13 protein-coding genes are annotated in these 15,169 nt (G+C 52.2%); 5 read left to right on the top strand and 8 right to left on the bottom strand.

Annotated features, from left to right (window positions below; translation table 11 throughout):
- Positions 1–37: 37 nt before the first annotated feature.
- The 3 genes from H8B09_RS24130 to H8B09_RS24120 all read right to left on the bottom strand — a co-directional run bounded on the left by H8B09_RS24130 (position 38) and on the right by H8B09_RS24120 (position 4,064).
- Entirely contained in the window at positions 38–1,765 is a 1,728-nt protein-coding gene (locus H8B09_RS24130; RefSeq protein ID WP_191206157.1) for an ATP-binding cassette domain-containing protein, read from the bottom strand.
- Positions 1,766–2,105: 340 nt separating this feature from the next.
- Positions 2,106–3,152, bottom strand: coding sequence for a Gfo/Idh/MocA family protein (locus H8B09_RS24125; RefSeq protein WP_191206156.1), 1,047 nt, complete (start codon positions 3,150–3,152; stop codon positions 2,106–2,108).
- A 24-nt stretch (positions 3,153–3,176) separates the two neighbouring features.
- Positions 3,177–4,064 carry a sugar phosphate isomerase/epimerase family protein gene (locus H8B09_RS24120; protein WP_191206155.1) on the bottom strand — a complete coding sequence of 296 codons (888 nt, stop codon included), beginning with the start codon at positions 4,062–4,064 and terminating at the stop codon, positions 3,177–3,179.
- A gap of 122 nt (positions 4,065–4,186) precedes the next feature.
- On the opposite strand from H8B09_RS24120, the gene H8B09_RS24115 reads away from it, so the two are divergent.
- Entirely contained in the window at positions 4,187–5,077 is an 891-nt protein-coding gene (locus tag H8B09_RS24115; protein WP_191206154.1) for a helix-turn-helix transcriptional regulator, read from the top strand.
- A 427-nt stretch (positions 5,078–5,504) separates the two neighbouring features.
- Here H8B09_RS24115 and gdhA read toward each other — a convergent pair whose 3' ends face one another.
- Together gdhA and H8B09_RS24105 are read right to left on the bottom strand one after the other, a co-directional pair.
- Positions 5,505–6,875: an NADP-specific glutamate dehydrogenase gene (gdhA, locus tag H8B09_RS24110; protein WP_191206153.1), complete on the bottom strand. Its 1,371-nt coding sequence runs from the start codon at positions 6,873–6,875 to the stop codon at positions 5,505–5,507.
- A 319-nt stretch (positions 6,876–7,194) separates the two neighbouring features.
- Positions 7,195–8,172: a diaminopimelate dehydrogenase gene (locus tag H8B09_RS24105; protein ID WP_191206152.1), complete on the bottom strand. Its 978-nt coding sequence runs from the start codon at positions 8,170–8,172 to the stop codon at positions 7,195–7,197.
- Between the two features lie 395 nt (positions 8,173–8,567).
- Here H8B09_RS24105 and H8B09_RS24100 point away from each other — a divergent pair, with 395 nt between their 5' ends.
- The 4 genes from H8B09_RS24100 (at position 8,568) to H8B09_RS24085 (ending at position 12,175) form a co-directional block, all read left to right on the top strand.
- Complete coding sequence (locus H8B09_RS24100) at positions 8,568–9,818, top strand: molybdopterin-dependent oxidoreductase (protein WP_318152737.1); 1,251 nt, start codon at positions 8,568–8,570, stop codon at positions 9,816–9,818.
- Positions 9,819–9,918: 100 nt separating this feature from the next.
- On the top strand, positions 9,919–11,142 hold the full coding sequence (locus H8B09_RS24095; protein WP_191206151.1) for an aspartate aminotransferase family protein: 1,224 nt from the start codon (positions 9,919–9,921) through the stop codon (positions 11,140–11,142).
- A 66-nt stretch (positions 11,143–11,208) separates the two neighbouring features.
- On the top strand, positions 11,209–11,721 hold the full coding sequence (locus H8B09_RS24090) for an acyl-CoA thioesterase (protein ID WP_191206150.1): 513 nt from the start codon (positions 11,209–11,211) through the stop codon (positions 11,719–11,721).
- Positions 11,722–11,863: 142 nt separating this feature from the next.
- A complete protein-coding gene (locus H8B09_RS24085) occupies positions 11,864–12,175 on the top strand; it encodes a Dabb family protein (RefSeq protein ID WP_191206149.1) in 312 nt (103 codons plus the stop codon).
- Positions 12,176–12,263: 88 nt separating this feature from the next.
- On the opposite strand, the gene H8B09_RS24080 is transcribed toward H8B09_RS24085, so the two are convergent.
- The 3 genes from H8B09_RS24080 to H8B09_RS24070 all read right to left on the bottom strand — a co-directional run bounded on the left by H8B09_RS24080 (position 12,264) and on the right by H8B09_RS24070 (position 15,068).
- Positions 12,264–13,439: a DUF4179 domain-containing protein gene (locus H8B09_RS24080; RefSeq protein ID WP_191206148.1), complete on the bottom strand. Its 1,176-nt coding sequence runs from the start codon at positions 13,437–13,439 to the stop codon at positions 12,264–12,266.
- The gene (locus tag H8B09_RS24075) at positions 13,436–13,972 is read right to left on the bottom strand and encodes a sigma-70 family RNA polymerase sigma factor (RefSeq protein WP_224753954.1); all 537 of its coding nucleotides are present in this window, start codon (positions 13,970–13,972) and stop codon (positions 13,436–13,438) included. The genes H8B09_RS24080 and H8B09_RS24075 overlap by 4 nt, the downstream gene beginning before the upstream one ends.
- A gap of 145 nt (positions 13,973–14,117) precedes the next feature.
- Complete coding sequence (locus H8B09_RS24070) at positions 14,118–15,068, bottom strand: sensor domain-containing protein (protein WP_224753953.1); 951 nt, start codon at positions 15,066–15,068, stop codon at positions 14,118–14,120.
- Between the last annotated feature and the right edge of the window lie 101 nt (positions 15,069–15,169).

The raw sequence follows: 15,169 nt of genomic DNA, 5'->3' as shown, positions 1-15,169 counted from the left end.
GGAAGGCCTCCTTCTTTCTGTGCTGCCAGTGTTAGGGTCAGGCATACCAAGCCGCTTGCAGGCGATATAACCGTTCATATTCGCCTTGTGCTTCTATCAGCTGCGCATGTGTGCCTTGCTCGATTAAGCGTCCATCCTTCAGGACAAGAATGGTGTCGGCAAGCTTCGCCGCGCCTAATCGGTGTGTAACAAGAACGGCGGTCTGTCCCTCGGCAGCCTGCAGGAAATTGGCGAAAGCCTCCCGTTCCGCTTGCGGATCGAGGGCAGAGGTTGGCTCATCGAAGACGAGGAAGCTGTTCTTGCTAATAAAAGCGCGCGAGGCCGCAATCTTCTGCCATTGTCCGCCGGACAAGTCGAATCGGCCGAATGCGGTGCCGATCATGTCGTTCAATGGTGTATGCGGCCGGCTCACTCCAGCCTTGGCGAGTGCTGCATGAATGGCATCATCGTCATTGACCTTGGTCACGTCCCCGATGGCAACATTATCGCGGAGCCTAAGCTGGAAGCGGTTGAAGTCTTGAAAGACGGCGGCTGTCCGGTACGCCGGATCACCAGCTTGGCAAGTGCCTTGACTCGTCTCCCATTGGATGACACCTTCGTCCGGACGATACAGGCCGAGCAGCAGTTTGACAAGCGTTGATTTGCCGGAACCATTGTCACCGACAATAGCGATCTTCGTGCCTGGTTCCACCTCGAAGCTAACGGAATCGATTGCCGCAGGGCGGTCATCGGCGTGATCGTAACGGAATGATACTTGCTCTACCCTTAGACCAATGGGTTCAACGCTATTAGTAACTGTGCCGTTGTGAGGATGAGTCGCCGAGTCCTCCGCAAGTTGAAGATAGGCGTTGTTGTTGTTGAAGTGGACGGCCATTTGAGATAAAGAACCAATCTGCTTCACAGCGCCGGGAATAGCCCCGGCCAGCAGCGTGACGCATTGAAACAGCACAACATAATCGCCGGCGGAGCTGGAAGCGGATGAACCTGCGAGCATGATGATCAGAATCGCCACTCCGCTTATGAGGGAGAAAGATAGTTCAGGGAGAAGCTTCTGTCGTTCGCTCCGGGCAATGGCCCGTTCATTCTGCCTGCTTGCATCTTGGTTATAGGTTAGCCAGCGCTGCTGAAGCAGGGTGTGGAGGCTGAAGACTCGAATTTCTTGGGCTGAGCTCTTCGCAATAAGCAGGCGATGAAGATGGTCGGCGAGACGAAGTGAGGCAGCCTGCTTGGTCTGGGAACGCTCAAGGCGTGAACCGATGGCAGCGTAGAGCCAGCTTTGCCCGCAGCCGAGCAGCAGCAGTCCAACGGCCAGCGGCCAGCAGCCCAGCAGGCAGATGATTCCGATCAGCAGAATCGCCTGCACACTTTGGATGAGGAAGCTTAATCCCTCAAGGCAGACAGCATCAGGAGCGTACAACAACGCGCGTCTTCGAGCGTCCTGTACGGTTGGCGATTCAAGGGCGCGAAGGGGAAGACGAGCGGTCGTGTCCACGATGATGCGTTCCTTGAGCAAGGTGCCAATTTCGAAAATGCGGGTGTGCATGAGCAGAGAAGAGGAGCCGATGAATGCGGCGGCTGTCATAAGTGCTGCGAGACCCGTGCAGGCGAACAGGAGCGTCTCATGAGTACTCGTTGGTAGATTCCATCGTTGGATCTGATCCATAACGAGCTTGATTAGGAACAGTCGAAGCGGCAGCATAAGCATGCTGACGGTATCGAGTGAGGCTGTGCGGATGACGGGTCGTCGATCCTCACGACTAAGCATAGTAATCGAATAGCGGAATACGCGATAGAGGTTAATCAGTGGGAAGTACCCTCCTTCAGATGACTTGGCTGCCTAAAGAAATGTATCCCAAAATAGATAAAAAGTGTAGACTGATAATTTTCCATGATTTATACTAATATTATGAAAGGCGAGGACGCCTAAGCTCTGCTTGAAGTCACCCAGTTTTCGATATCTGGACGCACAGACACCTTTGGGTGTCTTTTTTGTTGCAATAAGAAAGCCTCCGATAATCGCCTATGCAGCGAATGTCGGAGGCTTGTTTGCTGTGTGCTTTATCCATTCAGACGAGCGGGGAGAGCCGCTGCTGCTTAGTGAAACACTACTGCTGTTGTTCCATAAAAGCGGCGATGTTAATCTTCTGGCCTGTACGTGCGCTTTCGAGCGCGGCCAGTACCATCGCCATGCTGTAGCGGTTGTCGTGCCCGGAAGTGCCGGACGGACGTCCTTCGTTAAGCGACTCGAACATCTCGTCGATGCAGCCATCATGGAAGACACTCTCCATAGGCTGTTTCTCGGTCGTGACGCGGACATACTCTCTAATGAATTTGCCTGACTGATCACCAGGCGCAACGACGTCCGCATAAGGCGCATCGATGCCGTTCCAGATGGCCGTTCCCGTCTCGCCCGTAATGCGCCAGTCTGCCTCCCACGAGGTCGGCTGGCCTTCCGCGCACCAAGAGCCGCGGTAGCAGAACACCGAGCCGTCGGACATCTCGAAGATGCAGATGGCTGCTGCATTGCCTTCATACCAAGAGCCGGCAGGGTTGAATTCTTGGCAGTAGACGGATACAGGATCAGCGCCGATGATGAAGCGCGCTTGGTCGAACGTATGGATCGACATGTCTAGCAACAGCGGGCTGTCCATTGCATCGCGGAAGCCTCCGAAGTGAGCGCCGATAAAGAAGTCTGCGCCAACATAACCTGGTTTGCCGATGGTGCCGTCCGTAATCAATTGGCGCAGCGCACGAATGCCTGGCTCATAACGGCGATTCTGCATAATCGCATGCGAGCGATCCGTCTGTTCGGCAAGCGCTACGAGATCGTTGCATTGTTCCATCGTTTCGGCCATTGGTTTCTCGCCGAATACGTGGCAGCCATTCAGCATCGCGGTGCGGCGAATCTCGTAGTGAGCCGCTGGAATCGTAATGTCGAGCACGAGATTCGCATCCGTTGCTTCGATGGCTGTCTGCAGATCGGTGAACGTGGGGCAAGATAGCCCGTATTTCTCGGCCATCGCTTTAGCCGACTCCTCGCGAACGTCAATGAGGGCGACGACAGAAGCATCTTTGCGTTGAACCACATTTTTCATCCAGAGGTTCGCAATGCCTCCACAGCCGACGAGCGCAATACGATAAGGGGTTGTCATCATTCGTATCCTCCGCGTTTGAAATTAGACCGGGTTCGGAATGATGCTTCCGCCGCGGCAGTTTTTAAGATAGTTCAATGCGTGGACTTGTCCTGTCATCTCCAGTTCGCCCCGGTAAACCGGGTCGTGCCAGCCCTCGATGTCGATCGTGCCTTGATAGCCTGCCTGGCGCAGGATCGTGATGATGTCTGTCCAGTTCGTATCGCCGAAGCCCGGCGTCCGGTGCCAGACGAACTCTTTCGGTCCATGAATGCCGTATTCTCTCACGATGTCCCATGCGATCGTGGCGTCTTTGCCATGCACGTGGAATACCTTTGATACCCATTTGCGCAGCTGCGGAATCGGATCGATCAGGCTGACCATCTGGTGGCATGGCTCCCATTGGAGACCGATGTTGTCCGATGGAATCGCGTTGAACATCTTCTCCCAAGCTGTCGGGTTGAGTGCAATGTTCCAGTCGCCGCTGTTCCAAGTGCCGCCCATATCGCAATTCTCGAATGCGATCCTAACGCCCTTGTCCGCAGCGCGGCGGCCCAGTTCTCCGAATACTTCAGCATAAGCAGGGATGGAATCGTCAATAGAGCGGCCCGTCAGGCGACCAGTAAAGCCGGAGACGATGTCTGTGCCGAATAGATGCGCGTGATCGATCAGGCGCTCCCAGCTTGCGAGTGTATCCGCGTTGTCGCCTGCACCTGTCAACGGATTGCCGAAGATGCCAAGCGTCGATATAACAAAATTGTGCTCCTCCGCCAGTTCGCGAACGCGAGCCGCCGTTTCCTTCAAATCAACCGAACCTGTCGTCTGCCAGAAGGTGAGACTGAACGATTCGAACCCATGACCTACGATTTGGGGAATGACGCGAACCGCGTCCCCACCGCCAACCAGCGTGCCGATGCGCAGTAAGTTACTCATCTTGTGTATCACTCCAATATTGGCTTATAGTAGAACTAACAACTTCATAATAGCGCTATCATTTATTGAATTCTCTATATAATCTTGGGGAATAGTAGTCGGATCTTGTGGGGGTGGCATGTATGACGTATCCGCAGGCATTATGGGAGAACACAAGGCTCGCGCACAAAACTTATCCGTACATGCTGTTCGATAATCGCTGTCCGGACGCGCGATTGGATCAGAATATACTGTTTCTGCACTGGCATGAGCATTTCGAAATCATTATCATGAGGCAGGGAAGCGCGGTCTTTCATATCGACAGCCGCCCGTATGAGATCGAGCCTGGCGATGTTCTGTTCGTGCCAGCAGGCGGCCTGCATGTCGGCTACAGCCGATGCATCGGGGATATTCGATTCATCTCGATCGTGTTTAACGGGTCGTTGTTTAATGATTGGTCCCATGATGCTATTCATGCGGAACTCGTGGCACCCTATGCGGAGGGCAGGCTGCAGCTTCCTGTACAGCCCGATAAGTTGAACTCGGAATGTGCGACGCACTATGCGCTGCTCGAACAGATGATGCGAGAGTTCGAGGCGAAGCAGCCGGGCTATCCGCTCGTTATCAAGTCGCATCTGCATATGCTGTTTACACAGTTGGCGCGTACGCTGCTGCCGCATCAGTCGGATGGAAGAGCGGGCAGCGAATCGCAGCACAGTCTGAACCGCGAGCGGTTCAAGCCGCTGCTTCGACAGGTGGAGGAGCGTTATGGGGAACGTTGGACGATTGAACAGGCGGCGAAGGTTGTGAGCTTGAACCCGTACCATTTTTGCAAAATGTTCAAGAAGCTAACAGGCCGCACCTTTGTCGAATACGTCAATATGTGCCGAATGAACGAGGCAGAGCGTCTGCTGCGCGACACGACCGACACCGTTACGGAAATCGCAGGTCAGGTTGGATGCGACAATCCGAACTATTTTACGAAACTATATAAGCAGTATAAGGGTGTAACGCCTTCGCAAGTTAGGCGATAAATCGGCGATTAGCGGAGAAACGGAGTAGAGTAATGTAAGGGTTTGCAAAACTCTGTTCGGAGGAGCGAATATAGGCTGTAATGTTGCACACATATTAATGAAGAAACACGTCGAAAAGTGGCACAATTAGGGGAGCGGTTGACTAAATGGGGATACACGGGAGAATTCTTCGCAGTGGCAGAAAAATAAAAACGCCCTTAAGCCCCGGAGGCTCAAGAACGTTCTTCGCTGTTGCTAGTATATCACGGGGGTGCTGGACTAGCCAACCACATTCAGACATAAAAATACAGATTAAGGTCTGTTTGTGACAAAATATGTTCACAATTGGATCTTCGTTGGTCTATCCGACAATTCTGTCGCATACTCTCGTCCTCAAAGCAAAAAGACCGCGCCTAAGCGCGGTCTTTCGTCTATAAAGGTAGTAATCTTATACTACGCCGTGAGCGATCATGATGTCTGCTACTTTCGTGAAGCCAGCGATGTTAGCGCCGACAACGAGGTTGCCTGGGTGGCCATACTTCTCAGCAGCAGCTGTGCTGTTGTTGAAGATGTTTTTCATGATTTGGTGCAGTTTAGCGTCAACTTCTTCGAACGTCCACGACTGACGCATGCTGTTCTGGGACATTTCGAGAGCGGATACGGCTACGCCGCCAGCGTTTGCAGCTTTAGCTGGTCCGAACAGAACGCCAGCGTTCAGGAACACTTCGATAGCTTCCAGCGTCGAAGGCATGTTAGCACCTTCGCCGATCGCTTTTACGCCGTTAGCAACGAGGACCTTAGCGGACTCTTCGTTGATTTCGTTCTGAGTTGCGCAAGGAAGAGCGATGTCGCAAGGGATCGACCAGATGCCCGTGCAGCCTTCCGTGTACGTTGCTTGCGGACGCGATTTAACATATTCGCTGATACGTTTGCGGTCAACTTCTTTGAGTTGTTTAACAAGCGCAAGGTCGATACCGTCTGCATCGTAGATGTAGCCGTTCGAGTCGGAACATGCTACGACTTTTGCACCGAGCTGCGTTGCTTTCTCGATTGCATAGATCGATACGTTACCGGAACCGGAGACAACAACTGTGCTGCCTTCATAGCTCAGGCCTTTGGACTCGAGCATTTCGTTTACGAAGTATACGCAGCCGTAGCCCGTTGCTTCCGTACGTGTCAGGGAACCGCCATACAGCAGACCTTTACCCGTCAGAACGCCAGCTTCGTTGCCGCTGCGAATACGTTTGTATTGACCGAACATGTAGCCGATTTCACGACCGCCAACACCGATGTCGCCAGCTGGTACGTCAGTGTCTGGACCGATGTAACGGTACAATTCCGTCATGAAGCTTTGGCAGAAACGCATAACTTCGTTATCGGATTTACCTTTAGGATCGAAGTCGGAGCCGCCTTTGCCGCCGCCGATTGGTTGACCCGTAAGGGAGTTTTTGAAAATTTGTTCGAAGCCGAGGAACTTGATGATGCTAGCGTTAACGGATGGGTGGAAGCGAAGGCCGCCTTTGTAAGGTCCGATTGCGCTGTTGAATTGAACGCGGAAGCCGCGGTTCACTTGTACGTTGCCGTTGTCGTCCAGCCAAGGTACACGGAAGTAAACAACGCGCTCAGGCTCAACGATCCGCTCGAGGATGTTGTGCTTGATGTACTGAGGATTAGCCTCGATTGCTGGGATCAGAGAGTCGAAGATCTCTTTAACTGCTTGATGGAACTCGCTTTCGCCTTGGTTGCGGCTAATCACTTTGTCATACACAGCCTGTACGTATTCTTTCGCGGTTTGTTCTTTCGTAATCGTACTTACCACGTTTCTACACTCCCTTTACTCAGTAACTGCGAGGACGTGTCCTCCAGCTCTTTTATAGTTTTTCACACATCGTTTATACTATCATCCCGTGATAATTACAAAGTTTAAAACATTCGATTCCCCATTCGCCAATTAAAAAAACCTTTCACCCCTGATTAATTTGCTCTATTCGTTCGGGTTTTTCGTCTTTCTTCTATTATATAGTACAAAGAAAATGTATATGAGTACAAAAAAGTACCAGAAAAAACCCCCGATCGCATAGCGACGGGGGTTTTTGAGTTGTTAAAATTTTTTAATCGCCGTATGTTTCTGCGACAAATTACAGCAGTTCGCGGCGGAGCTCTTCGCCGGATTTTGGCGACAGGTAAGCGAATGGAATGTCGAATACCGTTTTCGCGCCTTTTTGACCATCGCGGCTGAGACGGATTGCAGCGCGTGCGTATGCAACAAGCACGCTTGCAGTAAATTCAGGGTTGCTCTCGAGCTTCAGGCCGAACTCGATGATTTGTTTCGTGCTTTCACCCGTGATGCCGCTGCGGATAACGAAGCCGCCGTGCGGCATGCCTTGGTGTTTCTCTTTGAGCTCATCTTCGGAGATGAACGTTACGGTCGTGTCGTAGTCGGAGAAGTAGTTCGGCATCGAAACGATCGTTTGACGGATCACTTCTTGGTCAGCGCCTTCTTCAGCGACAACGAAGCACTCGCGGAGGTGTTTCTCACGCGTCGTGAATTCAGGCGTTTCACCGGAACGGATGCGGTCGATTACGGATTCAACTGGAACCGTGTATTGCACGCCGCCTTTAACGCCTGGTACACGGCGGATTGCATCGGAGTGGCCTTGGCTTACGCCTTTGCCCCAGAACGTGTAATCTTTGCCTTCTGGAAGAATCGATTCAGCGAGCAGGCGGTTCAGCGAGAACAGGCCTGGATCCCAGCCCGTGGAAATAACGGAGAGGTTGCCGCCTTGCGTTGCCGCAGCGTTAACCGTGTTGAAGAACTCAGGAATCTTAGCGTGCGTATCGAAGCTGTCAACCGTGTTGAACATGCTCGCGATAACTGGCGTTTGCTCTGGCAGGTCCGTTGCGGAACCGCCGCACAGAATCATAACGTCGATCTTGCCTTTGTACTGCTCAGCTGCCGAGATATGCTCGAACTTTGCTGCATGTCCTGCGAAATCCTCTGGTTGTCGGCGCGTGAAGATTGCTACAAGCTCCATGTCTGGATTTTGTGCAATTGCTTTTTCGACACCTTTACCGAGGTTACCGTAACCAACGATGCCGATTTGAATCTTACTCATTTGGTTTTTCCTCCCTGAATTCGAATAAAACGCATAGGTTCTAGTATATAGAGATGTCAAGAAAAAAGTAAACTGACAATGTTGTCGAGGACACGTTTTGTAGAAAAAATTAATATTCTATCCGCTGTTATTAGTGTGTGTTCGTGATGGTGCTCATATGCAAAAAATAGAACTGCCGAAATCATTTCCGAAATGCACGAAAACCTTTTGTTTTAAGCGATTCAATTAATCTTTCATCTACATTAATAAGGTTGTAATTCTATCAATTTGAGAAGTGTGGTAACCCGCCGATTTTAAGCTTATTTAAATATTGGGGTGATACAATGAAAGGGCATACATAGAATTGAATTTTCCATTGCTAGTAGTAATTAAAACCCGTTAGGGGGTTGTTCGTTGTGGCGAAGCTGCTGGATCGGCTGCGACAAGGTTATGGTCGAAAGCTCGTGATGCTTCATGCATGGAACGGATGGATTGTCGTTGCCTTAGCGGTAACGGGGCTTATTCTGCTCGGAGGCTTCTGGCGCGGTTTGTTGGGGGAAGGCCGAGTGTGGATCAAATGGATCCATACCGTCGTCGGCTTAGGCTCTTTGGTGCCTGTCATCTACTATCTGCTGCTCGCCGGGAAACACTGGAAACAGCTGCGGGGCAAGCCTTGGCAGCGATTCAATGTGTTTGCCGTACTTGCATTATTGCTTGGTTGGCTAGCCTCGGGCGTGCTGCTGTGGCAATTCAAGGCGGTTGGACCGCAATGGTCGAATGCAGCTCTGACGGTGCATGATTTGCTTACATGGATCGGACTGCCGTACATCATTTACCACTCCATTACGAGGACGCAATGGCTCAAGGAGCCGAATCGCCGTACAGTATCATCAGGGCGCCAATCTGCTAGCAATGACTTGCATCCGGCGGCGATGCCCGAGCCGTTCTATACGCGCCGCACGTTCATTCGAGGCTCGATTGCCGCGGGACTTGCTGTATTGATCGGACCCTCTTTTCTTCGATGGCTTGGCCAATCGATCGGCAGTTCGATTGGCGGCAACTCGCTAGAAAAACTCATTGAGAACGACTCCAACCATATGGTGCCCGCGCCGCAGCCGCTAGCGGCATCCAGTCCGCCAATCGGCGGCGGTTCAACCGGTCAGTTCCGCGTCTATACGGTAACCCCGATTCCAAGCTTCGACAACAATAATTGGTCCTTCACAGTGGATGGGCTGGTCGAGAAGAAGCTGCGGTGGACCTGGGATCAATTCGTGAAATTGAAGCGAACGGTTCAGGTGAGTGATTTTCACTGCGTGACCGGCTGGTCTGTGTATCACAATACGTGGGAAGGGATTCCGCTGCGAACGATCCTGGCGGAGGCTGGCGTGAAAGCGGAGGCGAAATATATTAAATTTTACTCCGGCGACGGGGTGTATACCGATGCGTTATCGCTTGAGCAGGTACAGGAACAGATGTCTGATGTATTGATTGCGGTTATGCATGACGGCAAACCAATTCCAAGCGACTTGGGCGGCCCAGTACGGCTGATTGTACCTGCAATGTATGCATACAAATCAGTCAAATGGCTCGTTCGTATCGAGCTTATTGCTGATAACCACGTGGGTTATTGGGAACAACGGGGTTACAGCAACGACGCCTGGGTGTAGCATCCGGACGCGCAAAATTCTCCAAAAACAATGGTTGTATAATTATTCATACTGTTGTATAAATAATTATCATATTGTCATTTGGGGAGGTTTTTTTGGAATGCCGAATCCTGCTGTTGGATCACGCTCGCCGGAAACTTTGCAGCTAATTGAAGCTGCGGAGCAATCGGTATTATTCACGGCTGCACGTCCTGCTGTCATCATGGAGAAGGGCGAAGGGATGTACTTATGGGATACGGAGGGACGTTCGTACCTCGACTTCATCGGCGGCTGGGCGGTCAATGCACTTGGCCATTCTCCGCAGGTTATACAGGAGGCGCTGGCTGAACAGTCCGCGCAGCTGGTGAATGCGAGTCCCGGCTTCTACAACAAGCCGATGGTCGAATTCGCGAAGCAGCTAACGGAGTTATCCGTATTCAACCGCGTGTTCTTCGGCAGCAGCGGGTCGGAGGCGAATGAGAGCGCACTTAAATTGGCGCGCAAATACGGCGCTCTCCATCGAGGGGGCGCCTATGAGATTATTACAACGCTAGGCGGGTTCCACGGCCGGACGCTGGCGATGATGTCGGCGACGGGCAAGCCGTATTGGGAGCCGTTGTTCGCACCGAAGGTACCCGGCTTCCGGCATGTACCGTTCAATGATCTCGAGGCCATGCGCGATGCGATTAGCGAGCGGACATGTGCGGTTATGATCGAGCCGGTTCAGGGAGAGGGCGGCGTGCATCCAGCAGATCTTGCCTACGTACAAGGGCTGCGTGAGCTGTGTGACGAGCACGGGATTTTGCTTATTTTCGACGAGATTCAGACGGGGTTGGGGCGTACGGGCAAGCTTTTCGCGTATGAGCATTATGGCATTGAGCCGGATATTATGACGTTAGGCAAAGGTATCGGCGGCGGGTTCCCGCTGTCAGCCATGCTGACGAAGGAACGGTATAACCTGTTCGAGCCAGGCGAGCAAGGCGGGACGTACACAGGGCAGCCGCTTGCGATGGCTGTCGGGATGGCTGTCGTAGGCGCTATTGTCGAACAACAGCTATCGGATCACGCTAAGGAGCTGGGGGACTATATTCAGGCTGAATTATCGAGTATTGCAGCGCGTTATCAGCTGTCGGGCATTCGCGGGATGGGCCTGCTCCTTGCATTCGACCTTCCTCAGCCCAAAGGTCCCGAACTCGTAGCAGCCGCCATGGCGAATGGCTTAATCATTAATGCGCCAAGCCCTTCGGTCATTCGGTTAATGCCGCCTCTGATCGCTTCGCATTCCGATGTTGATGAAATGCTGAAGCGACTTCGCCTAGCACTGGACGCCGTATTGGATGCATAATGGCAATCCACCCTAAGACATGCTAAAGTACGGGTATAACGATCGAGTGTGAAGGGGCGTATAAGAATGAGTCAGCGGTTCTCACGAGAATCAAGATGCTTGAAGACATCGCGGGTATTCCCGACGGATGTGAATAACCACAACACGTTGTTCGGCGGGAAGCTAATGTCGTATATCGACGATATAGCTTCGATTGCAGCGACGAAGCACTGCCGCCAAACTGTCGTAACCGCTTCTACGGACTCGGTAGACTTCCTCTCTCCGATTCGACCGACTGACGCAGTGTCTCTGGAGGCGTTCGTCACTTGGACGGGGCGTTCATCGATGGAAGTGTTCGTTAAGGTTATCAAGGAGGAGCTGCTGACCGGTGCGCGGAGCATTGCAGCAACCTCGTTCCTCACATTCGTTGCGCTTGATGAGAATCGGAAGCCGATCGAGGTGCCGGATGTTGTGCCGGAGACCGAGGAAGAGCAGAAGCTGCACGAGACAGCGCCGCAGCGCGCTGAGATGCGCCGTCTTCGCCGTCAGGAGAGCAAGCAATTCGCAGATTATCTCACCGTGACGCACCCTTGGGACTAAGCGGTTAATCTATCGTCTTCACGCCTGTCCGCTGATGCGCTATGATGAGAAGGTATCGGTATAAGCGCATGCTTACGAAGCGAGCAATTTTGCTTGCGAGAAGCATATCGAAGAAGCAAGCAGCTTTCAGGAGGCGAAGACGATGGCAGAGCAATCTCGCATTATCCATTCGGTTATTTTTACGCTGAAGCATCCACGCGAATCAGCGGAGGCTCAGCAGTTTCTGACGGACGGACGTCGCATTCTGAGCAGCATCCCGTCGGTTGAGCAGTTCGTGGTGAACCTGCAGGTGAGCCCGAAGAATGATTATGACTACGGCTTCTCGATGGCATTCGCCGATCAAGAAGCGTACGATGCGTATAACAACCATCCCCTTCATGTGGCATTTGTCGCAGAGCGTTGGGAGACCGAAGTCGAACGTTTCTTGGAGATCGACTACGTACAGTGGGGTTAAACGTACATAAGTAAAGACAGCAAGGAGCTGCCCTGCAAGCCTATCCGAAGATGGCGTGAAGAGCAGCTCCTTTTTTGCACAAAACCAACTATTCAACTGGAACCTTAATCGTCAGGCCTTCGAGTGGAGTTTCCTTCCACTCTGGTTTACCGTCAACGGTTGTTATTGTCCGCGTCATCGGTATTACCGTTATTATGGTGCCGCTGCGGATAGGGGGCGTATGCGTTAGAACGTCCTCGATATATGCGGCATCAGCCGTTGTGGGATAGGTATTATCGGTGTTGTGCCCCTTCGTCGATTCACCTGAAGGCTCAAGCATATTGCCATCTTCGTCGATGATCTTATAGGAAAGATATTGTTTCTCGTCGCTCATGCTTTCACGCATTCTCAGTGGAATTTGAAGCCTCAGATGCCATTCCGCAGCCGTATCCGACATACGCAGCTTTACCACTTCGAATGAATTCTTCTCCTGTTCGGCACGCAGCGGCTTGTCCCACTGTACAGTATGGGAATGGTCTTCACCCTTAATCGGCAGCGCAAAGCTCCAATCGCCTTTTCTAATCGTGTAATTCCCAGGGTTGTCCATCGTATCGATGCCAAACTTCGGTACGTTGACCTCTAGAGTGAATGAGTCTGGCAGCTTCTTCTGCACGAAATATTTGACTACGCCTGCTTCATAACCATCATATAAACCGCCGTGATCGAACTTGTTGGTGGAGCCCAGCAGTTTCTTCGCGGATGGCGCAAGCTGAAAGTCCGGCATCACGTAAGTCCCCGATGGAATGTCGCCTTGTTCCTTGCGGAAGGTATAGGTGAACGAGACTTGCAAGCCATCATAGAACGCTTCATGTATTCGCAAAATGTATCCGTTGTTCTTCACTTCAGCGAGAATCGGCAGTTCGCCTGTTGTCTGCAACGGTAAGTTGTCTTTCACGCCTTTATCGCCAATCCAGCCGAAGATAGAAGACAGATAAGGCTTCATGGACTCGACCGTCTGGGGATTCGATGCAATCCATACGCTCGTGGACAGCAGGAGGAAGACGATCGCAAGCGCTAGTCTTTTCAGTCGGTGGGTAGAATGACTAGCCCTTCTTCGGAGAGGTTGCTCGGGCCCGTCTTGAACTATATCGTCCGCTGTGGACGCATCGCCAACCAGCTCGACAAGCGTCTCATCAATTCTTCTTCTCACCACATCTGGAATGGGGAGATCACGTTCTTCCGTCGTTCCCCTTAGTTCCTTGCGAATCAAGTTTTCGAAGCTCATAGCAATCCCTCCTCTTGCACAGGTCCCTTCAGCAGCATCGCAAGTTTTTCTCTTGCCCGATACAGACGTGATTTGATCGTTCCATCCGACAGCTGGAGCAGATCGCCGATTTCCTTCAGCGGCATATCCTCGAGATAATGCAGCATGATGACTTCCCGTTGTTCGGGTACAAGCAAACCGATCGCATGATATAGATCAAGCTTGTCCTCGCTCTGCCCATCGATCGTTGGTGCAGGGACAGCGTCATTCTCGTACAACGGAATAACCTGACTTTTGCGCTTCAGCATGCCGTTGCATTGATTGATAAGGATGCGGACCAGCCAGGTCTGGGCGTAACGAGGCTCCTGCAGCTGGTGAATTTGGCGAAAAGCTGCAATGATCGTCTCCTGAATCGCATCGGCTGCATCTTCATCCGACCGCAGCATGCCGAAGGCGACGCGATACAGCGTCTTCTCGTACATGCGGATCATGCGGACGAAATCGTCCTTCGATCCCTGTCTTGCGCGAACGACAATATCGATAAGTTCGTTCAATGTGGCGTCTCCTTTCAGCCAAGCTTATACCTATTAGAGATCGAATACGCTCGAAAGGTTCCCTATCTTGTTAAAAAATAGCGGATACGCAAAACAATCCGTCTCCATGAAGGAAGACGGATGCTTGCTAGTCCTTGTTATTTCTTCATTGCGGATACATCTTCGCATGAAGCTGCTGACGCAGTGCCTCGAGCTCGGCCTTCAGATCATCGTTAGATCCGTCGTAACGATCGGACGCCGATGCTGGTGCTGGCGCATTTGGATCAAAAGGTTCGAACGGCAGCGAGTCAAGGGAATAGTCTGCCGAGGCTGTCGTATTATCACTGTAAGCAGCTTGAGCAGTTGAAGTCGCTGCGGCTTGATAGAGCATGTCGGCTGGCACTTCCTGCGCAGCAACGACTGGGGCTTGAACTGCCGATTGACGTTGCTGATGCGGTTGCGGCTGCAGCAATATAGCGGTGCGATTGGCTTGAACATGCGTCAGCCTTGACAATACACCCCAGCCGACCAGAATGAACACGACCCCGACACCGGATCCGATGTACGAGCGCTCAAGCGGCGACAGCATTGGGAAGATCGTATCCATCACAACATCATCTTGATAAATTTCGATGTCATACTGCTTCAGCACAAGATAGACGACTGGCGAGAGCAGTGCGGCAATGCCGGACAGCGGCAGCACGGCCGCAGCGGCGAACTGAAGGACTGCTGCAGGCAGCTTGACGAGCCAGTAGCTGAGCGGCAGGTACGGTGCCGTCGAAGTGAACAGGTCCTTATACGTGAATGGACCGAATGCATGCTGGTACGGCAGCGCAGCCGCGTATTTCTCAGGGAGCAGCATGCGAACGCGGCGGGCATCCGCCATCATAAGCGCGTGCGAGAGATGAACGCTTAGCTTCAGAATCGGAAGACCAATTAGCAGCGGTGTTAGACCGAAGCCCAGCGCCGTCAGCGTGACCGACAGGACGAAGCCGATGATCGATAGCGGCAGCGTAATGAACAGCATATATATCGTCTGGCTCACATACCGTCCGAGTGGTCCTGCCGGCGGCAGCGGAATCGGCTGTTTTGTTTCAGTTTCAGGTGGTTTCATCATATTCAGACTCCTTCAATGGAATAATCCGTTGAATTCAGTATAGAAGAAAGACTGGTATCCGAATACGGTCCCTCGGCGGGAAGGTTCCCCCAACTATAGTC

The organism is Paenibacillus terricola, from assembly GCF_014779765.1.
GTDB lineage: Bacteria > Bacillota > Bacilli > Paenibacillales > Paenibacillaceae > Paenibacillus_T > Paenibacillus_T terricola.
This window is presented reverse-complemented; position numbering and strand designations above follow the sequence as displayed.

Bases quoted from the DNA above. Each gene is read 5' to 3' on its own strand.
- H8B09_RS24090 (WP_191206150.1), top strand. From the start codon at position 11,209: ATGAGTCAGCGGTTCTCACGAGAATCAAGATGCTTGAAGACATCGCGG.
- H8B09_RS24120 (WP_191206155.1), bottom strand. From the start codon at position 4,064: ATGAGTAACTTACTGCGCATCGGCACGCTGGTTGGCGGTGGGGACGCG.
- H8B09_RS24130 (WP_191206157.1), bottom strand. From the start codon at position 1,765: ATGCTTAGTCGTGAGGATCGACGACCCGTCATCCGCACAGCCTCACTC.
- H8B09_RS24095 (WP_191206151.1), top strand. From the start codon at position 9,919: ATGCCGAATCCTGCTGTTGGATCACGCTCGCCGGAAACTTTGCAGCTA.
- H8B09_RS24115 (WP_191206154.1), top strand. From the start codon at position 4,187: ATGACGTATCCGCAGGCATTATGGGAGAACACAAGGCTCGCGCACAAA.
- H8B09_RS24085 (WP_191206149.1), top strand. From the start codon at position 11,864: ATGGCAGAGCAATCTCGCATTATCCATTCGGTTATTTTTACGCTGAAG.
- H8B09_RS24070 (WP_224753953.1), bottom strand. From the start codon at position 15,068: ATGATGAAACCACCTGAAACTGAAACAAAACAGCCGATTCCGCTGCCG.
- H8B09_RS24105 (WP_191206152.1), bottom strand. From the start codon at position 8,172: ATGAGTAAGATTCAAATCGGCATCGTTGGTTACGGTAACCTCGGTAAA.
- H8B09_RS24125 (WP_191206156.1), bottom strand. From the start codon at position 3,152: ATGACAACCCCTTATCGTATTGCGCTCGTCGGCTGTGGAGGCATTGCG.
- H8B09_RS24080 (WP_191206148.1), bottom strand. From the start codon at position 13,439: ATGAGCTTCGAAAACTTGATTCGCAAGGAACTAAGGGGAACGACGGAA.